The sequence below is a fragment of the Aquabacterium humicola genome (assembly GCF_030167915.1).
GTDB lineage: Bacteria > Pseudomonadota > Gammaproteobacteria > Burkholderiales > Burkholderiaceae_C > Pseudaquabacterium > Pseudaquabacterium humicola.
In genome coordinates, this window is sequence record NZ_JARGNB010000001.1 from 764,914 (window position 1) to 785,745 (window position 20,832).

The following is a 20,832-nucleotide window of genomic DNA, read 5'->3' on the forward strand; positions in this document are numbered from 1 at the left end:
AGGTGTCGAGGCGCCTGCGGAAGCCTTCACGGCTTCAGCGCGCGTAACGCCGCCCGGCCGATTCCAGCGGCCAGTCGTCGGTGCGCAGTGGGGGCAGCGGCAGGCCGTCACCGCCGACGACATTGGCCTCGCTCGGGTTGTTCACCCAGGCGTAGCGCGCCGCCACCGGCGCGGGCACGGCGGGGCTGCTGAGCACGATGCGGTCGCCGTCGAGGCGGGCTTGCGCCGGCTGCCAGCGCCGGTCGGCGCCGGCCAGGTAGAAGCCGCTCACAGGTTCGCCCGCGCGCGCGGTGCGCAGGCCGCCGGCGGTGTCGCCGAAGCGCAGCCGCAGCGCGCTGCCGCTCACTTCGTGGCCCAGCAGGCGCGGGCCGCCGGCCGGCGCGGCGCGCAGGCCGAGCTCGTGCAGCGCCAGCGCGGCCAGCCGGTGGCCCACGGTGCGCTTGTCGCGCGGGTGGATGTCGACCTCGTCGCCGACGTCGATGGCGGTGGCCATGCCGGTGTGCGGCAGCGCCAGCGCCGCGGCCTGCGACTCGCGCAATTCGGGCCAGCCGCCGGCACCGGGCACGTTGTCGGCCAGCCGCAGAAAGGCGGCGAGCTGCACGAAGAAGAACGGCAGCTTCGCATCGCCGAACTGGCCGCGCCAGTCCTGGATCAGGCGCTTGAAGCCATCGGCGTAGGCGGCCGCGCGGCCGGCATTGGCCTCGCCCTGATACCACAGCACGCCACGCACGGATAGGCCCCCATGCTCCCGCTGGTCGCTGCCCCCCGAGGGGGCGTCCGCCGCTTGGGGCGGCCCGGCGCGGCGTGGCCCGTGCAGCGGCGCGATCAGGCCGTTGTGGGCCAGCGCCGGCGCGTCGTTGGCACTCGGCTGCGCAGGAGCCGCGATCTGCTCGACGCGCGCGCGCCAGGCGCCGGTCAGCGGGACGGCGCCGGCCGCGGTGTCCAGGCGCATCGACGCCGCATCGCCATGGAAGCCGCCGCCGCCGCCCGTGTCGGTAACCCGCACGGCGATCCAGTTGGCACCCGCGCGCAACAGGCCGGCGGGCAGCGCATAGCGGCGCGGCTGCTCCCAGCCGCACTGGCCGCCGACCCGCTGGCCGTTGACCCAGGTCTCGTCGCAGTCGTCCACCTTCGCCAGGTGCAGCTCGGCCGCTCCGGCCGCCTGCGCGGGCGTCAGTTCCACCCGCTTGCGCATCCAGACCACGCCGTCGAGGTTGGGCAGGCCCTGGCCTTCCCACTCGTGCAGCGCCTGCAGCGTCGGCCAGCTGGTGTCGATGTCGGCGGCGGCCGACCAGCCGCCCGGATCGATGCCCTCCAGCGGCAGGCCCGGTTGCCATGCGCCCACGCGGCCGCGCAGGTGCTCGCGCAGCGCCGCACCGAACGCGGCGTTGTCGGCCGGCAGCGCACGCACCGCGGGTGCCAGGTCGGGGTCCTGCAGCGCGGCGTCGCGGCGCACCCAGGTCTCCAGCATCGAGCCGCCCCAGGCGGTGTTGATCAGGCCGATCGGCACGCCCTGCACTGCCTGCATCTGGCGCGCGAAGTGGTAGCCGATGGCACTGAACTGGCCCACCTTGCCGGGCTCGGCCACGACCCAGGGCGCAGGCGCGATCTCCGCCTCGGGCCGCACGCTGGCGCGGTGCGGCACGCGCAGGTGCCGCAGCTGCGGGTTCTGCGGCGTGGTGTTCTCCAGCGCACCGGTGTCGGTCTCGGCGAGCACCCACTCCATGTTGGACTGCCCGCCGAGCAGCCAGACGTCGCCGATCAGCACATCGCGCAGCTCGACGGTCTGGTCGCCAATGACACGCAAGCGGTGCGGCCCGCCGGCCGGCAGCGGTGCGAGCTGAACGCGCCAGCGGCCATCGGCGCCGACGCGGACGCGGGCCTGGCGGCCGCCCAGCGCCACCGTCAGCGTCTGGCCGGGCGTGGCCGTGCCCCACAGGCGCAGCGGGCGGTCGCGCTGCAGCACCATGTGCTCGCCGAACACGGGGGACAGGCGCACTTCGGCTGGCGCCTTGGCGGGCAACACGGCCAGCAGGGCCAGCAACAGGGGCAGGGCGGACTTCTTCATCGGGGTCGGGTTTCTCGCTTCTTCGTGGCCGGGCGTGTTGCCGCGAGGCGCTTGCTTCATCGCTCGTCCGGGCCGAAGCGCAGCGTCAGCGCGCGGCCCTCAACCCGCACGGTCCGGGCCTGTTCGGCCTGCCCGGGCGCGGCCATCAACCGCACGCGCAGCGCGCGCCGGGCCACCATGCCGCGGTAGCGCCCCTGGCGCGCACCGATGTGCAGCGTCTGGCGCGCGTCGTCCCAGCGCAGCGCGGTGGTGGCGCGCTCGCCGCGTTCGTAGGCATAGGTTTCGCCGTCGTCTTCATAGATTGTGAAGTCAGCGTCCGCACCGGGGTAGACGCGGATCTCCCAGGGCGCGTCGGGATGCTGGCCGGTGTGCTCAACCACCGGGCCGAGCGGCACGATCGCGCCGGCGCGCACGAACAGCGGGAACTCGTCCAGCGCGTAGTCGCGCTCAGTGCTGCGGCCGCCGGCGTGGCATTCGCCGGTCCAGAAGTCGAACCAGTCGCAGCCGGCGGGCAGCAGCGTGGCCTGGCGGCGGTCGAGCCGGCGCTGCGCATCCGCCAGCTCGCGCAGCAGGCTCGGGGTGCGCCAGGCCAGGCGCATCACGCGGCCGCCGCCGTCCTGGAAGAAGTCCACCCGCAGCTCCAGCGTCTGGCCCTCGCGCAGCGTCAGGCGGTGGCCGCCGAAGCGGGCGCCGCCGACGGCCCACTCGTCGACGACGAGCCGGCCGTCCAGCCACACCCGAAAGCCGTCATCACCCTCGACGCCGATCTCGTGCTCGCCGCTCTCGGCGGCGGTGATCGTGCCGGTCCAGCGCGCCGAGAAGCGATTCAGGCTGGCGAGGCCGGGCGGCAGGCTGCCCAGCGGCGGGTCGGACCAGTGGTGGGCGATCACCGTGTCGACGGTGCGGCTGGCGGGCTTCTCGAAGTTCATGCCCTCGAAATACGCCAGCGCGAGGCCGCGCTGGCCGTCGGGCGTGCGCAGCTGCGTCGCCGGCACCGTGGGCGGCGGCGGGTGCACCGGGTGGAACATCGGCCGCGTGATCGGCTGCACCAGGAACGCCGGGCCGAACATGTAAGTGTCGTCCACCCGGCGCAACGGCAGCTGGTCGGGAAAGTCCATCGCCAGCCCGCGCATCATCGTGTAGCCCTGCTGCGTGCTGCGCCAGGCCAGGCTGTAGAGGTAGGGCAGCAGCCGGTAGCGCAGCTGCGCGGCGCGCAGCAGCGAGCCGTACAGCGCCGGGTCCAGCGTCTTGAACAGATAGGGTTCGCGGTCGATCGAGGTACCGTGGATGCGGTAGACCGGGTTGAAGATGCCGAACTGGTTCCAGCGGGCGTAGAGCTCGCGGTACGCCGGGTTGCGCTGCCCATCCGGGAAGTTGACGAAGAAGCCGCCGGTGTCCTGCGTCCAGTACGGCAGGCCGGCCATCGACACGTTCAGGCCGCCGGCGATCTGCGCGCGCAGCGTGGCCCAGGACGCCGTGGTATCGCCGGACCACGGCATCGCGGCATAACGCTGCTGGCCGGCCCAGGCCGAGCGGGTGAGCGTGAACACGCGCCGGCCGCCGAGGTCCGCGGCGGCCCGCTGGCCTTCGTAGACGCCGCGCGTCGTCACCAGGCTGTAGACGTTGAGGTAGCGGGTGGAATCGCCGAGCGCGGTGCGGCCCAGCCGCTTGATGTCGGCCTCGACCTCGCGCGGGTCGTGCGCGGCGCCGCCCACTTCCACCTCGGTGCCGTCCATCCACAGCGCATCGACGCCGACGTCGAGCAGGCCCTGCTTGAGGTGCTTGAAGTAGATGCGGCGGCCCTCGGCGCTGAAAGCGTCGTAGATGCGCGCGCGCCTGGAGATCCAGTGCAGCGGCTCGAAGCGCAGCCCGTGCGCATCGAGCTCGCGCGCCAACGCGGTGTCGTTGCCCACCGAGGGCCAGATCGAGGCCATCAGCTTGACCTTGAGCGGGCCGTGCAGTTCGCGCGTCATCGCGGCGGGGTCGGGAAAGCGCTCGGCGTCCCAGACCATGCCGCTCCACCGGCCGTCCCATTCGCGGCCGTTCGGGCCGTCCTTCTCGCCGCCCCAGTACTGCCAGTCCTGCACGATGTAGTCCAGCGGGAAGCGGTCGGCGCGGAAGCGCCGCACCACGTCCAGCAGCTGCTGCTGGGTCTGGTAGCGCTCCTTGCTCATGAACAGGCCGAAGGCCGCCTTCGGGAACATCGGCGCCGCGCCGCTGAGCTGGCGACAACCCGCGATCACCGCGTCCATGTCACTTCCGGCCACCAGGTAGTAGTCGGCGCCGGCCGGCGCGCTCTCGACCTCGAAGCGCATGCCGTCGGGCCGGTCGCTGAAGCGCATCTTCGAGTACACGTCCCACAGCAGGCCCCAGCGGCGGGTGGAGACCAGGAACGGCACCACGATGCCGATGTTGGTCTGCACCATCAGCACGTCGCGGCCGCGGTAGTCCATGTGCGGCTCGTCGTACTGGCCCAGGCCGTACAGCGATTCGTCGGGCGTCAGCGTGAAGGTCTGCGTCAGCGCGTAGCTCGGGCCGCCGGCGATCTCGACGCGCTGCAGCTCGGTCGGCGCCTGGGCGCGCTCGCGGGTCAGCAGGCGGCCGCCGGCGCCGAAGAAGGCCAGCGCGCCGCTGCGCTTGTCCACCGTCACGCGCACGCCGGGTCCGGCGATGTCCAGCGTGTCGGCGCTGTCGCTCACCTCGAAGGCGACGGGCTTCGGCCGCGCCACCACCACCAGGCTGGGCTGGGTGGTGTGGGCCACGCCCAGGTGGGCGGCCACGCGCACCAGGCCGGCGCCGTAGAACAGCACGCTCTTGGTCAGGTCGCCGGTGCGGAACTGCACCCCCTCGGCCACGCGCCGCCAGGCGAAACCGTCCGGCGCGGCGTCCATGCGCAGGGCCTGCAGCTGCCCGGCGCCATCCAGCGCGGAGGGCAGCGCCGTGGCCGCGCCGGCCGGCAAGCCGAGCGCGCCGGCCGAGGCCCCTGCCAGCGCGCCAAGGAAGTCGCGGCGCTTCAATTCGATCGGGTTCATCATCAGGTCGGGTCGTTCTTCAACGGCATCGGACCGCAGCGCACCAGGCGCGCCCCATGCGGCGGCACGATGAGCTGGCGGGTGCCGGGACTCAAGTCGGCACGCGCCCAGCAGTCGCGGCGCGCGTCGGGCAGCCACGCAGGCAGCGGCGCGCTCCAAGGCGTGTCACCGGTGTTCATCCACGCGGCCCAGTGGCCCTGCGGGCCGCTGCAGAGGAAGCGATGGCCCTGGTGCGTGCTGTGCCATTCGCGCGTGCCGGGCACGCGCAGCAGCGCCAGCACCTCGGGGTTGCTCACCAAGCGCAGCGTCCAGTCGTCGAGCCGGCGCAGGTCGTTGCCCAGGATGAGCGGGCTGCGCGCGCAGGTCCACGCGGTGAGCATCAGCACCTGCTCGTCGCGGGTGAAGCGGGTGTCGCGCTCGCCACGAGTGGGCGCATCGCCGTCGTGGTTTCGCAGGCCGATCCTGCCCACCGGCAGCATGTCGGCATCAGGCCAGGCGCCGGGGCGTGCGTGCGGCGCCCACTTCACCAGGTTCGCCAGGTTGTCGCGCAGCTGCGGCCAGGTGTCCCAGAAGTCGTTGCACACGCGCCACTGGTTGGCGTGGGCCTGCAGATGCGCCGCCTGCTCCAGCAGCGCCGGGCCGGGCGACAGGCTCAGCACCATCGGCCGGCCGGTGGCATCGATGGCCCGTCGGATCAGCGCCACCTCTTTAGCGTGATAGGACGGTGCGGCGATGTCGTCGACCTTGACGAAGTCGACGCCCCATTCGGCGAGCTGCGCGAACCAGGCGCGGTACCAGTCGAACGCACCCGGGTGCTCCGGGTTGACGCCGCACATGTCGGTGTTCCAGGCGCAGGTGGAGCCGGGGTTGGCCACCTCGTGGCAGCGGTACGCGCTGCCGGCGATGGGCAGTTCCAGCCCCACCGCCTGCCGCGGAATGCCGCGCATCAGGTGCACGCCGAAGCGCAGGCCCAGGCGATGCACCTGCGCGGCCAGCGGTGCGAAGCCGCGGCCGCCGGCGGCGCTGGGAAACCGGTTGGGCGCCGGCTGCGGGCGGCCATGCGCGTCGAGCACCAGCGGCGCGAAGGGCCGGTACCACGACGACGTGGCGCCCGCCTCGTACCACTGGATGTCGACGGTGGCGATGTCGTAGCCGGAGGGCAGCAAGCGCTCGGCGAGGATGCGCGCGTTGTCCAGGTACTCGGCTTCGGTGACGCTGGCGCCGAAGGCATCCCAGCTGTTCCAGCCCATCGGCGGCGTCGGCGCCCAGGCATGGAAAGGCAGCCCCGGCTCGGCTGCGGCCGGGGCCGACACTCCGATGGCCGCCGCCGCGGGCAGGCCGGCCACCGCGGCGAGCCCGCCGCCGACCACGGCGCGCACGAAGCCGCGACGGCCGGGTTCGTCAGGCGGGCTGGCAGCGCAGGCGGTGTGCATCGGCGATTCGGCGCAAGGCCTGTCCCGGATCACGGGGCGGGCCGGGCGGCCGTTCCCGGCAGCGGCTCCAGCACCACGGCGGCGCCGCCGGTGGGTGCCAGGCGCAGCGTCAGCACGTCGCCGCGCTTCACGGTTCGCACGCTGCGCCGCAGCTCGCGCGCGACCTCGCCGTCTTCCCATGCGGTGGCCCGGTACGGCCCCGGGGGCAGGAAGTCCAGCGGCACGCGCTGCGTGCACGCCTCGTCGGAAGTCGTCGCGCCGACGTACCAGGCCTCGCCCGCGCGCCGCGCCAGCACGATGTCGCGCCCCGGCTCGCCCTGCAGGAAGCGCGTCTCGTCCCAGGCCGTCGGCACGCGGCGGATGAAGTCGAAGCCCGGTTCGCCGCGGTAGGCGGCGGGATCGTCGGAGACCATCTGCAGCGGGCTGTCGTAGACCACGAACATCGCCAGCGCCTGGCCGCGCGTGGTCTGCGTCTGCGGCATCACCGCGCGCACCTCGAAGGCCTGCGGCGCGACGTTGCGGAAGCCGCCGGGCGTGTAGTCCATCGGCCCGACCAGCATGCGCGTGTACGGCAGCATCAGGTTGTGCTGCGGCGTGATGCGCCTGTCCATCTTGTTCCACTCGGCGCCGAGCACGCCTTCCTGCGTGATGTAGTTCGGGAACGTGCGCTGCAGACCGGCGGGCACATAGGCGCCGTGCATGTCCAGCAGCAGCCGGCGCTTCGCGGTGGCCTCGGCCACGCGCTGGTAGAAGGAGACCATCTCCTGGTCGTCGCGGTTCATGAAGTCGACCTTGATGCCCCGGATGCCCCAGCGCGCGTAGGTATCGAGCACCTCGTCCAGACGCGGCGCCAGGTGTTCCCAGTGCACCCACAGCAGCAGGCCCACGCCCTTGTCGGCCGCGTAGCGCACCAGCGCCGGCATGTCGATGCCGTCGGCGGCGCGGGTGATGTCGGTGGTCGGCAGCGGGTCGCAGCAGGGCCCAGCACCGAAGGACCAGCCCGCGTCGATCAGGTGATAGGAGAAGCCGGACTCGGCCGCGAAGTCGATGAAGCGCTTGTACGCGGCCACGTCGGGCTTCACGCCTTCGAGCGGGCCCGACCACCAGTCCCACGAGGTCTTGCCGGGCTTGACCCAGCCGAAGTCGCCGTAGTCGCCCGGCTTCGGCGGCGGGTTCAGGTTGCCGACGAGGTGCGACTCGATCAGCGCGCCGGCGCGGTCGGCCATCATCACGGCGCGCCAGGCCGTCTGCAGGCCGCGCGACGAGACGACGGCCGGGCCCGGGCGCTGCGGCACGGCCGACAGCTGCACCCGCAGCGCGGCCCCGTCGCGCCGGAACGACGCGCCGGTGTAGCCCTCCAGGTGCGCCTGGGTGATCGCGTAATGGGTGCGACCCGACGGCGTCGCGCAGACCACCGGCACGTCGTAGGCCGTGTCGGGCTTGAGCTGCGAGACGCGCAGGCGCTCGAACGGCCGCTCGTGCGCGCCGTCGACCGGCGTGACGAGGCAGCTCGGGTCGCCCGCCGGCACGAAGGCCGTGCGTTCGCCGCGCAGCTTCACCGGTGCCACGTCTTCCAGGCGATAGCGGAACGCGATGCCGTCGTCATACGCGCGGACGTCGATCAACAGGCGCCGCCCGCCCCCGGTCTCGCGGAACGCGAGCGTCGCGCCGCGGTAGTGGTCGCGTGCGCTGGAGGCCTTCGTCGCGACGAGCGGGACCCTGCGGTCGACGGTGGTGTCCTCGCGCGACTCCAGCGCCAACGTGCCCCAGGCCGGCGCACCGTCCAGCTCCAGGCCCAGCGGCGAGGCGGCGATCACGGGTTCGCCGCGCCGCGTCGCGGAGAAGCTGCTGCCGTCGTCGGCGATGCGCAGCGTGGTGCGGCCGTCGGGCGACAAGATCACCTGGTCCGCGGCGTGCGCCGTGGCCAGGGTCAGCGCCCACCAGGCGCAGGTCGTGAAGAACGTGTGGCGAAACATGCAGGTCCTGCTCAGGCGACTTGCCAGTAGAGGCTGTAGCGCTCATGCGCGATGTGGTGGAAGGGCGCCAGCTCGATCTCGCGGCCCGGCGGGCCGGTGCGGAAGCGCAGCGGCGCCGCGGCGGGCCGCAGCAAGTCCTGCAACGGGCGGCCGCCCAGCGCGAGCCGCGGCAAGGCCGTGTCGGACTTCAGCACCGCGCCGTAGAGGTACTCGCTGTCGATGATGTCGTTGCCGGGCCGCAGGCCTTCGCGGCCCAGGCGCGCGGCCAGCACCAGCGGCCCCAGCGTCACGGCGGCGATGTCGCTGGCGCCGGGCAGCGGCTGCAGCGCGAGCCGCATCGGCAGCGCGACCTCGATCACGTCGCCCGGCCGCCATTGACGGTCGAGCTCGACGTAGCGGCCGGGCTCGGTGCTCGTCATCAGCGGACGGCCGTTCAGCTGGACGGTCAGCCGTGCGCACCACGCGGGATGGCGCAGGCGCAGCGCGAAGCGCGTGGGCGCACGCGCATCGATCTGCAGCCGCGTGCCGGCCTGCTCCGGAAAGTTCGTCGTCTGGCGCAGGCGCACGCCCTTCGCGGCCCAGTCGAGCGTGGAGGCGACGAACAGGTTGACGTAGAGCGCGTCGCCATCGTCGGCGTCGTGGAAGTAGATCGAATCGCCGAGCTTGGCGAAGCTCTCCATGCCGGTGCCGGTGCAGCACCAGAACGAGCGCTCAGGCGTGCCGTACAGCTTGGGATAGCCGGGGCGCGTGGCCTGGAAGTAGGTGACGAGGCCGGTGTCAGGGTCCTGCGAGGCCAGGATGCCGTTGAACAGCGCGCGCTCGCAGTAGTCGGCATGCGCCGCGGAGGGCGCGGCGGCGAAGAGCGCCCGCGTCAGGCGCAGCATGTTGTAGGTGCAGCAGGTCTCCATCGTCTTCGCCGAGCCGATGTGCCGGCGCGCCTCGGCAGGCGGGAAGAAGTGCTCGCCGTCACCGTGGCCGCCGGTGGCGAACGAGCGCTCGTGCACGACCCGGCCCCAGAAGTAATGCGCGGCCCTCGCGTAGCGCTGCTCGCCGGTGGCTTCGGCCAGGCGCTGGAAGCCGATCACCTTGGGGATCTGCGTATTGGCGTGCAGCCCGTCCAGCGGATCGCGGCCGTCGGCCAGCGGCTCGAGCAGCATGCGGTGATCGAAGCGCCGTGCCAGGCTGAGGTAGCGCGCGTCGCCGGTGAGGGCCTGCAGGTCGGCCAGCACCTCGCCCATGCCGCCGAACTCGATGCCCAGCATCTGCTGGAAGCGGTCGTCGTCGATGCCTTGGGTCGCGTCCACCATCCAGTCGGCCAGCCGCCGCAGCACGGGCAAGGCGCGCGCATGGGCGGCATGCACATGGGCGTCGAGCAGGCCTGCCATGATCTTGTGCATCGTGTACCACGGCACGCCGGTCACCGGCCGGCCGGCGATCGCGTTGCGCAGCTGCGTGTCGCCGTCGGGAAATGCGCAGACCAGGCCGCTGCCCGCGGCCTGCTGGCAGGCGTGCAGCTCGTCCACGACGTGGCCCACGCGCCGGTGGAACACCGCCCGGGCCGTGGCGGCCCCCATCATCGAGCAGGCGCTCAGGTAGTGGCCCAGCGTGTGGCCCGGGCACAGGTCCCTGGATTCCCAACCGCCATAACGCGCGGCCCGGGGCTCGAGCCCGGCGTTGCGGCGAAAGCCGTGCAGCAGGCGGTCGGCGTTGAGCGACAGCAGGTAGCGGGCGCCGAGCGCCTGCGCGCGGCGGAACGGGCCGGCGAGCAGCCGCACGTCGGCCAGCGCGAAGGGCCGCGCCGCGCGGCCCGCTGCGACAGGCGTTGCCCGGGCCGACAGCGCCGGCGCCAGCCCGGCGCCGGCCAGCAGGACCTGGCGCCTGCGCATGCCCGTCATGGCCGCGGCGTGATGCGCGCCATGATGACGCCGTGCGGGGCCACCGTGCCACCGAAGCGGCCGCGCACGTTCTTCGAGACCTTCTTGCTCCACAGGTCCAGGACGTCGGCCTTCAGCGCGGCGGGCAGGTTGAGCTGGTCCCAGCTCACCGTCATCTCGGCCGGCGCCTTGCCGCGGTTGAACAGCACCACCGCCTGCTCGCCGCCCAACAGCTGCCGGGCCCAGATCTCGATATCGCCCTGCTTCCAGATGCGGCGCGCCTGCTGGCCCAGCGGGTCCTGGTCGACGGTGATGACGTCGGCGTTGGTCAGGATGCGCCGCGTCTCCGCGTCCATTTTCGACAGGTCGTTGCCGGCGATCAGCGGCGCCGCCAGCATGGCCCACAGCGAGAAGTGCGACTCGTACTCGGTGCTCGTCATGCCGCCGTTGCCGACCTCCAGCATGTCGGGGTCGTTCCACGCGTTGGGGCCGGAATGGCGCCAGCGCTCGGCCTGCAGGTCGAGGATGTTGGTCATGCCGATCGACCAGTCCTTCTTGCCTTCCCACGCGTCGAAGATGTCGCCGGTGGTGCGCCACAGGTGGCCGACCTGCTGTGCCCAGCGCTCGGGCTGGTTGACGCCCCATTCGCAGATCGACAGCACGATGTCGCGGCCCGATTCGCGCAGCGCCTTCGCCATGATCGTGTACGCGGCCTCGGCGTTGCGGGTGCCGGTGTGGCACCAGTCGTACTTCAGGTAGTCGACGCCCCACTTCGCGTACTGCCGCGCGTCCTGGAACTCGTGGCCGGCGCTGCCCGGGCGGCCGCCGCAGGTCAGCGCGCCGGCATCGGAATAAAGGCCGAACTTCAGCCCCTTCGAATGCACGTAGTCCGCCAGCGCCTTGATGCCGCCGGGAAAGCGCTCGGGATCGGCCACGATGTTGCCGTCGGCATCGCGGCTCTTCTGCCAGCAGTCGTCGATGACGATGTAGCGGTAGCCGGCGTCCTTCATGCCGGAGGCGGCCATCGCATCGGCCTGCTGGCGCACCAGCGCTTCGTTGATGTTGCAGCCGAACTTGTTCCACGAGTTCCAGCCCATCGGCGGCGTGGGTGCGAGCAGCGGCTTCGGGGTGTCGAGCTTCAGTGTCTCGTGCCCGAAGGCCGGCGCCGCGAAGGCGGCGAGCAGGACCACGGGCGCGACGAGCAAGGTGCGGGACAAGCTGACGGTACTGATGCGGCGGCGTAGGGCAGATGCGAGCATGGGAAGCGATGGACTGGGTGGGGGGCGCCCGATGGCGCGCAGAGGCGGACTCGCCACGCTGGCGCCCTCGGGCCTTCAGGCGCGCGCGATGCGCAACGCGCTCACATGGCGGCTCGGCAGGCGTTCCGGCACGTCGACCTCCAGCGCCTGGCCGCTCTGGCGAAACGGCAGCGGCCCGGCCCCGAGCAGCTCGACGCGGCGCACCGGACGCGGGTCATGGGCGCTGCCCTGGCGCAGCGACGCGATCTTCACCGTCCCCCGGGGCTCGCCCAGGGTGAGCGCGTACAGCACGTCGCCCCGGGTGGTGAAGCGGATGTCCTGCGGCGTGTAGGCCGTGTTCTCCTGGAAGGCGCCGCTGGTGGCCTCGGTCGGACCTTCGCCGTGGATCTTCCACGGCCGCGTGCCGTGAATCGCCTCGGCGTTGACCTTCATCCACGCGGCCATCTCCGTCATCAAGTGGTCCGATTCGGGCGTCAAGGTCCCGTCGGCCCGCTGGACCACGTTGAGCAGCATGTTGCCGTTCTTGCTGACGATGTCGCACAGCATCGTCAGCACCTGGGCCGGCGTCTTGTAGTGGTCGTGCTCGGAGTGGAACCAGTCGCCGTTGGACGTGTCGGTCTGCCACGGCAGCGGGTTGATGCCGTCGAGCACGCCGCGTTCGACGTCCTGCGCGCCGACCTCGCGGATGAAATCCCCGGACCCCAGCGCCTTGTGGTTGTAGACCGCCTGCATCTGGCCGTGCCGGCGCACCGAGGTGTTGTACAGGTGGGCCACCACCGCCCGCCCGACCGCACCGAACGGGATGCCGCCGTCGGAGTACAGCAGGTCCGGCTGGTGGCTGTCGATCAGGTCGACGATGCGGCGGTACCAGATCTCGTGGAACTTCGGGTTCGTGGTGTACCAGTCGCCGCCGCGGTTCAGGAACGGGGTGTCGTGCGGCGCGTGGTACAGGTCGGCGTTCTCCGGCTTCGCACCGTCGTAGTCCACGCCCAGCTTGGGCCAGAACTGGTCGCACTGGTGGCTGGTCCACCACCAGTTGTGGCTGGCGCCCAGGTGCTCCGAGACGCCGAAGCGAAGCCCGCGCCTGCGCGCGGCGCGCGCCCAGTCGCCCACCACGTCGCGCATCGGTCCGACCTGCGTGGCATTCCAGCGGTGGTGCCTGGACGCCCACAGGTCGAAGTTGTCGTGGTGCACGCCCATCGAGACGAAGTACTTGGCGCCGGCCGCGACGTAGCGGTCCATCAGCGCCTCGGGCTCGAAGCGCTCGGCCTTCCACCGCTTGATGATGTCCTTGTAGCCGACCTCCGACGGGTGGCCGTAGGTCTTCAGGTGGTGCTCGTAGTGCGGGTGGCCGGGCACGTACATGAAGCGGGCGTACCAGTCGCCGCGGCTGGGCACGGCCTGCGGCCCCCAGTGCGACCAGATGCCCAGCTTGGCATCGCGGTACCACGCCGGGATGGCCGGCTGGCGCAGCGAATCGACAGCGGGGGTGAAGGGCCCGGATGCCAGCGGCGGCGGCGCATACGGCGCGGGTGCGCCGGGCGCGCAGCCTTGCGCCTGCGCGACGCGCGCGGCGCCCAGGCCGGCGGCCGCCAGCAACGGCGTGCTCAGGAAAGTGCGTTTGCTCAGGCCGGACATGGTGTTCCCGCTCACTTGGCGCTGTCGACGAGCACCTTGAGCAGGTCCGGCAGCTTGTGCGCGCCGGTGACGCGGTCGATCATCTCGCCGGTGTCCCACCACATCGGCACCAGGCCGCGCTGCGACATCGAGCGCGTGACGTACTCGGCCCAGGCCTTGCGGTACGGCGCCATGCCCGGGTAGTTCGGCTTCAGGTAGGCGCCGTATTCGCCGACGATCACCGGCACGCCCTGGTCGACGAAGCGGGCCTTCATCTTGTCGAACTGCGCATCGACCCAAGGCTCGTCGGCCCAGGTTTCGGTGGGGTTGGTGGCGGTGGCGCCCCATTGCCACATCGTGCCGTCACCGTTGATCGTGAAGTTGTACGGGTCGTAGTAGTGCACCTCGAAGAACAGCCGGTTGGCGATCGTGTCCGTGGGCAGCACCGCGCGGTCGAACGAGGTGTCGATGTTCGTGAAGTAGCCCTGCACGACGAGGTGGCGCTTGGCGTTGTTGCCGCCGGTGGCACGCACGGCGTTCACGAAGACCTGGTGGTAGCCGTTCTGCACGTCCGTCCACTCCTGCTGCGGCGGCACGCCCCAGGGCGCGTTCTGCTTGCCGACCTCGTTGAGGCTGGCGAACAGCAGGTAGTCGTCATGGTGCTTGAAGTGCTCGGCGATCTGCGTCCACAGCTTGGCGAAGCGGGCGTTGTTCGCCGGCTGCTGGTCGTAGGTGACGTTGTCGAGCCAGCCGCCCTCGTGGTGCAGGTTGATCATCACGTACAGGCCGGCGTTGCGCGCGTACTTCACCACCTCGGCCACGCGCGCCATCCACTGCGGGTGGATGTTGTCGTTGGCATCGACGTGCGTGGTCCAGGTGACCGGGATGCGCACGCTCTTGAAGCCGGCGGCCTTCACGCCGTTCAGCAGCGCCTGGTTGATCGGCGGGTTGCCCCAGGAGGTTTCGTTCGGCGTCGCGTCCAGCGAGTTGCCGACGTTCCAGCCCGGCGACATCAGCTTGGACAGCTGCAGGCTCGTGAGGTCGCGCATCACGCCGGCGACGGCGACGTTGAAGGTCAGCGCGGTCTTTGCGCCGCAGCTGTTGGTGTAGACGACGTTGGCCTTGCAGGCGGCCGCGGGCTTGATCGTCTGCAGGCGTGCCGAGCCGGTGGTGCCGCAGCCGCTCCATGACCACGACCCGCCCGACGCGGGTTGCGGGCCGAGCACGGCGCTCGATCCGATGGGCAGCACCGGCGCATCGGTCTGCGCCCAGACGCCGCCGACCTGGGCCAGCGGCGTGACCGCGGTGGGCAGGCAGGCCGAGCCGCGCGTGGCCGTGGCCGCACCGGAGTTGTAGCTGCCGGCGTTGGTGACGAAGCGCACCCAGTACCAGTACGGCGTGCCGGTGGCCGCGCTGGGATCGGTGAAGCTGGTGGCCGACGCCGGCAGCACGGCGATGCGGCTGCGGCCGACCGGATTCGCATCGGTGTCGCGGTAGACCTCGAGCGACTTGATGGTGCCGCTGGCCGTCCAGCCAAGCTGGATGTTGTCGGCCAGGCCGTTGGCGATCAGGCACACGCTGGCGCCGCCGCCGCTGCCGCAGCTTTGCGCCTGCGCCGCGGGTGCGGCGAGGAAGGCGGCGCCGAGCATCAGGCCCGCAAGCAAGGTTCTCATGGTCGACCTTTCGTGGTGGAAGGCGCCCGGTCCCGGTTGTCTCCGCCGGATGCGGGCGTGGTGGCGAGGGGATGTCAGCGCGCGGACGGCACGCTGACGACGACGATGGATTTCGGCGGCAGGTCCAGCGCCAGGCCCTGGGCGCCGGCGCGGGCGTTGTAGGGCGCGGGCACCACGGCCTGCGGATGGGCGACGGTGTTGTGCGCGTCGATGGCCGCGGCGGTCAGCACCCGCCCCTGCGCGCTGCCCTTCAGGTTGGTGGCCACGCGGGCCGCGCGTTGCGGGTCGAGGTTCACCAGCGCCAGCAGCGTGCTGCCGTCCGCGGCGCGGGCGACGCTGGCCTCCACCGCGGGCAGTTCGACGTCGCCGGTGCGGAAGGTCGGCGCCTGCAGGGTGGCCTGCAGCGGCGTCGCGCCCTTGAACGGCCGGTACAGGTCGAACGCGTGGTAGGTCGGCGTCAGCACCGAACGCGGCCCCTCGGTGAGCACCAGCGCCTGCAGCACGTTGACCATCTGCGCGATGTTGGCCATCTTCACCCGATCGGTGTGGCGGTGGAAGACGTGGAACGACAGCGCGGCCACCATCGCGTCGCGCAGCGAGTTCTGCTGCCACAGCGCGCTCGCGCCCGCGGGCGTGTCGTACCAGGTGCCCCACTCGTCGACGTAGAGCGCCACGCGCTTCTTGTCGTCGCGCTTGTCCATCACGCGGGAGACGGCGGCGATGCGCCCTTCGATGCCGAGCGCCGACTTCAGCGTCTTCGCCCACTGCTGCGCATCGAATCCGGTCGCGTCGCCCTTCTTCGACCAGTCGCCGGGCATCGTGTAGTAATGCAGGGTCAGCGCGTCCAGGTGCGGGCCGGAGCGGTCCATCAGCACGTCGATCAGCTGGTCGTTGCCCTGCCCGTCGCCGGAGGCCACGCGCACGACGTCGCGCAGGAAGGTGGCGTACTGGTTGTGCAGGTCGGCCTGGTACTCGCCGCGCATGTTGCCGCCGCAGCCCCAGCTCTCGTTGCCGACGCCGACGTACTTCACCTTCCACGGCTTGTCGCGGCCGTTGCGGCGACGCTCCTCGGCCAGCGCGGTCCTGCCGCCTTCGGTCATGTACTCGAGCCAGTGGCTCATCGCGCGCGGCGGCATCGAGCCCATGTTGGCGGCGATGTAGACCTCCGAGCCGATCTGCTCGGCCAGGTCCATGAACTCGTGCGTGCCGACGCGGTTGTCCTCGGTGCCGCCCCACCAGCGGTTCAGGCGCACAGGGCGCTTCGTGGGGTCGCCGATGCCGTCGCGCCAGTCGTAGTCGTCGGCGAAGCAGCCGCCGGGCCAGCGCATCACCGGCACGCCGACCTGGCGCAGCGCGGCAACGACGTCGTTGCGCCAGCCGCGGGTATTGGGAATCGGCGATTCAGGCCCCACCCACAGGCCTTCGTAGACGCCGCGGCCGGCATGCTCGACGAAGTGGCCGTAGATCGTGGGTTCGATGCGCGGGCCGGCCGGCTCGGCGCCGACGGTCAGGCGCGCGGGCACGGGCTCGGCGGCGCTCACCCCGGACAACATCGTCATGGCGATGACGGCCGCAACCGCAACGTTCTTGCCTGCCTCGAGGCACCGGTGGGACATCGATCGTTCCTTGAACTCGGAGTGGGTGGCTGGACGCAACGCCTGCAGCGGGACGTTCGCTCGGCGCAGGAACCACGCGCGCCTCCGTGGCGCGCTTGTCGAATGTTAGTTCGGTCGCCGAAGCAATGAACTTCGGGCAAACACCAGATCACGCAGCGAATCGCCGCCGCGTCAGGCGCCGAGGCCGCGGTAGGCGAAGCGTGTCAGGCGCACGTCGCCCTGCCCCGCCGCGATCAACGCGATGCGCAGGCTGAGGAAGCCGCCGAAGACGTTCTGGTGGAAGCCGGACACCTCCATCTGCCACGGGTGCCGGACCCACGGGCCGTCGCCGGCCGCGTGGTGGAAGGTGACGATGTGCTCGCGGTTGCTCACCTTCAGGCGGTGGCGCCGGCCGCTCGCCGCCTGCCGCATCCAGGCCTGCTCCTGGCCGTACTGCCAGGTGCGCAGCTGCCCTTCGCCGATGCCGATGCCGACGAAGCCGCGGGCGTCGTAGAAGAGCGCCAGGCCGCCCACCGCCTGGCCGCTCACTTCGAAGTCCAGCTCGGCCTCGTAGCTGCGCTCGCCCACCAGGCAGGTCAGCGGCGAGCAGTCGGCCGGGCCGCTGCCCTTGCCGCGCAGCGTCAGACCGTCGGCACCGGGGCGGGCACGCGCGAGCTCGTCCGCCGCGGCATCGAAGAAGCTCCACTGCAGGCCGAGGCGGCTGCCGCGGAAGTCGTCCGACAGCGCCAGGCCCGCGGGCCCCGCCTGGCCGCCGCGCGGCTTGCGCAGGGGCCGGTCGAGCGTGCCGCCCCTGGCCCGCAGCCAGCCGTCGGCCGTCCACTCGACGGGCTCCAGCAGCGTCTGCCGGCCCAGCGTGCGAAAGCCGTTCTCGTAGCCGTGGTAGACCATCCACCAGTCGCCGGCCGGGCCTTCGACGACGCTGGCATGGCCACGCGACCACCAGGGCTCGCCGGCACTTCGCGTGCGCACGATCGGGTTGAACGGGCAGTCCTGCCACGGCCCGTGGACCGATCGCGCACGCGCGACGGTGACCATGTGGCTGGTCGGCGGCCCGCTGGTGCCGCCGACCGCAGAGATCATGTAGAACCAGTCGCCCCGGCGCAGCAGCTTCGGCCCCTCGGGCGCGAACATCTCGACCTCCCAGTCGGGCGGGTACTGCCACGGGGTGTGCGCGTGCTCGAGCGCGCCGACGGTGGACAGGCCGTCGTCGGCGAGGCCGACGCGGCGGAAGCCGTTGACGAACAGGTGGCGCCTGCCGTCCTCGCCGACGACGTGGCCGGGGTCGATGCAGCCGTCCAGGCCGAGGTCGATCGGCTCGCTCCAGGGGCCGCGGATGTTGTCCGCATGCACGACGAAGGTCGCCGTGCGGTTCGGCTGCAACACCGGGATGTAGAGGAAGTAGCGGCCGCCGTGCTTGACCAGGTCCATCGCCCAGACGGTGCCGATGGGCTTGTTCAGCGCGGCGGTGATCGGCGTCCAGTTCACCAGGTCGCGCGAGTGCCAGATCACGGCGCCCGGCGTCGACTGGAACGACGAGAACGTCATGTAGTAGTCGGCGCCGTCCTTCAGGATCGTCGGGTCCGGGTGGTCGCCGGGCACGATCGGATTGACGAAGCGGCCGTCGCCGAGGTCCGCGCGGCGCTGGCCTTCGATGCCGCGGCCGAAGCGCGGCGCCGCGGCGCACGCCGCCGCGGCCGGCGCGGCGGCCGTTGCCGGCCCCCCGGCCGTGCCGGCCGTGCCGGCCGCGCCGGCAAGTGCGGCCTTCATCGCGCGGCGCCGCGCGCTGGACGGCAGCGTCGTGCGATCGCTCATGCCGCAGCCTTGAAGTCATCCGCGGTCAAGCGGCCCTGGCCGCGTGCATCCAGCGTCATGCCGAGCCGCTGGCCGCGGTAGCGCAGCGCCACCGCCGCCCGCGCCGGGCCGCGCAGTTGCAGCCGGTGAAGCTGCCCGCCGCGCCAGTCGACATCGAGCTCGAGCCCGCCGTGCGCCCGCACGCCGTGCAGCCGGCCCTGCGGCCAGGCGCGTGGCAGCGCGGGCAGCAGGTGCACCTCGCCGCCCCAGGATTGCACGATCATCTCCAGGATGCCCGCCGCGCCGCCGAAGTTGCCGTCGATCTGGAACGGCGGGTGCGCGTCGAACATGTTCGGGTAGGTGCGCCGCGGCCCCAGCAGGCCCTGCAGGATCTTGTAGGCGCGCTCGCCGTCGCCCAGCCGCGCCCACAGCGCCAGCCGCCACGCGGTCGCCCAGCCGGTGCTCTCGTCGCCGCGCGCGTTCAACGTGACGCGCGCCGCCTGCGCCAGCGCGGGCGTGTCGCGCACGTTGACCTGGCCGCTGGGGTAGACCGCGTACAGGTGCGAGACATGGCGGTGCTGCTGATCGGCCGCGATCGCGTCCCAGTCGTCCAGCCATTCCTGCAGCTGGCCCTGCGCGCCGATGCGGTCGGCCGGCAGGCGCGCGCGCGCCTGGCGCAGGGCCTCGGCGAACGGAGGGTCGGCGTCGCCCAGCGTGGACTGCGCCTCGAGCGTCGCGTCGAACAGGTCGCGCAGGATCTGGCTGTCCATCGCCGGGCCGGCGCACAGCGCGACCTGGGGGTGATGCTCGTTCTCGGGCGAGATCGACGGCGACGTGACGAGGCCGCGGCCCTTCGGGTCCTCGATCAGCGTGTCGAGGAAGAACAGCGAGGCGCCCTTCAGCAGCGGCGCCAGCCGGCGCAGCAGCGCGGGGTCGGGCTGGTAGCGGCAGGCCTCCCAGAGTGTCGTGCACAGCCACGCGCCGCCGGTGGGCCACATGCCCCACAGCGGGCCGTCGATTGGCGCGGTGGCGCGCCACAGGTCGGTGTTGTGGTGCGCGACCCAGCCGCGCGCGCCGTAGCTGTCGCGCGCGGTGCGCGCGCCGGTGACCGCGAGGTCCTCGACCATCTTCAGCAGCGGCTCGACGCACTCGAAGAGGTTCGCCGGCCCGGCGGGCCAGTAGTTCATCTCGGTGTTGATGTTGATCGTGTACTTGCCTTCCCAGGGCGGGTGCAGCACCTCGTTCCACACCCCCTGCAGGTTGGCCGGCTGGCTGCCCGGCCGCGAGCAGGACAGCAGAAGATAACGCGCATACTGCACGTACAGCGCCGCCAGCGCCGCATCGGCCGCGCGCGGCACCCCGGTGATGCGGGCGTGCGTGGGCTTCGCGTCGGCCTCGTGGCCGCCGAGGTCGATGTGCAGGCGGCGGAACAGCGCGCGGTGGCTGCGCACGTGGTCGATGCGCAGCTTGTCGTACGGCTTGAGCGCCGCCGCGGCGGTGCGCCGGCGCACGGCGGCCACGGGGTCGCCGCTCACATCCCGGTAGTTGACGTAGCTGGTCTCGCCCGCGATCACCAGCATCAGCCGACGCGCGCCGCGCACGCGCAGCCGATCGCCGGCGGCCTCGATGCGCCCGTCGCCGACCGCCTGCACGCGCAGCGCGTAGCGCAGCTGGCCGGGGATGCCGAAGGCCGCGACGTTGCGGCCCTCGACCAGCAGCGCGTCGCGGCCGTCGGCGCGGATCGCCAGCGTCGGCGGGCGCTTCCCGGCCTCGAGCGACTCGCGGTGATGCCACGGCGCGCCGACGTAGACGACGCCGTGTGCATCGTGCCTGGTGTCGCCGAAGCCGCCGTAGGGCTGGTAGTCGGCGTGGCGGTAGCCGAGGTCGAGGTCGATCGTGCCCTCGCCCTCGATCTCCAGGCGCATCACCGCCACCTGGTCGGGCACGCTGCAGAAGACTTCGCGCCGATGGCGCCCACCGCCGTCGATGAAGGTCGTGACGGCGACGGCGCTGTCGAGGTCGAGGCTGCGGCGCAGTCGGGCCGCGCCGGTGACGCCGGGAAAGTCCAGCAGCAGGTCGCCGGCGCTGCTGAAGGGCATCTGCTTCAGGGGCTTGCCCATCAGCGCCGCCGACACCAGCTCGTTGGCCTCGCTCCACTTGGCCTGCGCGATCAGCTGGCGCACCCGGGGCAGCGCCTCGCGGAAGGCGGGGTTGTCCTGCACATAGGGGCCGCCGCCGTAGAGCGTGTCGATGTTGAGCTGCAGCCGCTCCTGCGCGGGGCGGCCGAAGACCATCGCGCCGAGGCGCGCGTTGCCCACCGGCAGCGCCTCGATCCAGGGGCCGGCGGGCTGGTCGTACCAGAGGCTCAGCGCGTCGTCGCCGAGGCGCGCGGCGCCGCTGGCCGCCAGGGCCGGCAGCGCCGACAGCAGCGTGCTGCCGAGCGCCGCCGTGGCCACGAAGCCGCGGCGGGTCGTCTCGAAGGGGTTCATCGTG

11 protein-coding genes are annotated in these 20,832 nt (G+C 72.2%); all 11 read right to left on the minus strand.

Annotated features, from left to right (window positions below; translation table 11 throughout):
* Window positions 1-34: 34 nt before the first annotated feature.
* The 11 genes from P1K89_RS03500 to P1K89_RS03550 all read right to left on the minus strand — a co-directional run bounded on the left by P1K89_RS03500 (window position 35) and on the right by P1K89_RS03550 (window position 20,828).
* A complete protein-coding gene (locus tag P1K89_RS03500; protein WP_284614968.1) occupies window positions 35-2,068 on the minus strand; it encodes a sialate O-acetylesterase in 2,034 nt (677 codons plus the stop codon).
* Between the two features lie 56 nt (window positions 2,069-2,124).
* A complete protein-coding gene (locus tag P1K89_RS03505; protein ID WP_284614969.1) occupies window positions 2,125-5,100 on the minus strand; it encodes a glycoside hydrolase family 31 protein in 2,976 nt (991 codons plus the stop codon).
* A 2-nt stretch (window positions 5,101-5,102) separates the two neighbouring features.
* On the minus strand, window positions 5,103-6,533 hold the full coding sequence (locus P1K89_RS03510) for a glycoside hydrolase family 27 protein (RefSeq protein WP_284614971.1): 1,431 nt from the start codon (window positions 6,531-6,533) through the stop codon (window positions 5,103-5,105).
* A gap of 29 nt (window positions 6,534-6,562) precedes the next feature.
* Window positions 6,563-8,509: a glycoside hydrolase family 97 protein gene (locus P1K89_RS03515; protein WP_284614972.1), complete on the minus strand. Its 1,947-nt coding sequence runs from the start codon at window positions 8,507-8,509 to the stop codon at window positions 6,563-6,565.
* An 11-nt stretch (window positions 8,510-8,520) separates the two neighbouring features.
* Window positions 8,521-10,404, minus strand: a complete 1,884-nt coding sequence (locus tag P1K89_RS03520; protein WP_284614973.1) for a beta-L-arabinofuranosidase domain-containing protein — start codon at window positions 10,402-10,404, stop codon at window positions 8,521-8,523.
* Window positions 10,401-11,573 carry a glycoside hydrolase family 27 protein gene (locus P1K89_RS03525; protein WP_284614974.1) on the minus strand — a complete coding sequence of 391 codons (1,173 nt, stop codon included), beginning with the start codon at window positions 11,571-11,573 and terminating at the stop codon, window positions 10,401-10,403. The genes P1K89_RS03520 and P1K89_RS03525 overlap by 4 nt, the downstream gene beginning before the upstream one ends.
* A gap of 144 nt (window positions 11,574-11,717) precedes the next feature.
* On the minus strand, window positions 11,718-13,280 hold the full coding sequence (locus P1K89_RS03530; protein ID WP_284614975.1) for an alpha-L-fucosidase: 1,563 nt from the start codon (window positions 13,278-13,280) through the stop codon (window positions 11,718-11,720).
* Window positions 13,281-13,291: 11 nt separating this feature from the next.
* Window positions 13,292-14,932, minus strand: a complete 1,641-nt coding sequence (locus P1K89_RS03535) for a glycoside hydrolase family 5 protein (protein ID WP_284614976.1) — start codon at window positions 14,930-14,932, stop codon at window positions 13,292-13,294.
* Window positions 14,933-15,006: 74 nt separating this feature from the next.
* Window positions 15,007-16,491 (minus strand): alpha-N-arabinofuranosidase, encoded by a 1,485-nt coding sequence (locus P1K89_RS03540; RefSeq protein ID WP_284614977.1) that lies wholly within the window; start codon window positions 16,489-16,491, stop codon window positions 15,007-15,009.
* Between the two features lie 228 nt (window positions 16,492-16,719).
* Window positions 16,720-18,360, minus strand: a complete 1,641-nt coding sequence (locus P1K89_RS03545; RefSeq protein ID WP_284614978.1) for a family 43 glycosylhydrolase — start codon at window positions 18,358-18,360, stop codon at window positions 16,720-16,722.
* Window positions 18,357-20,828 (minus strand): glycoside hydrolase family 95 protein, encoded by a 2,472-nt coding sequence (locus P1K89_RS03550; RefSeq protein WP_284614979.1) that lies wholly within the window; start codon window positions 20,826-20,828, stop codon window positions 18,357-18,359. Before P1K89_RS03550 ends, P1K89_RS03545 begins: the two co-directional genes overlap by 4 nt.
* Window positions 20,829-20,832 lie beyond the last annotated feature (4 nt).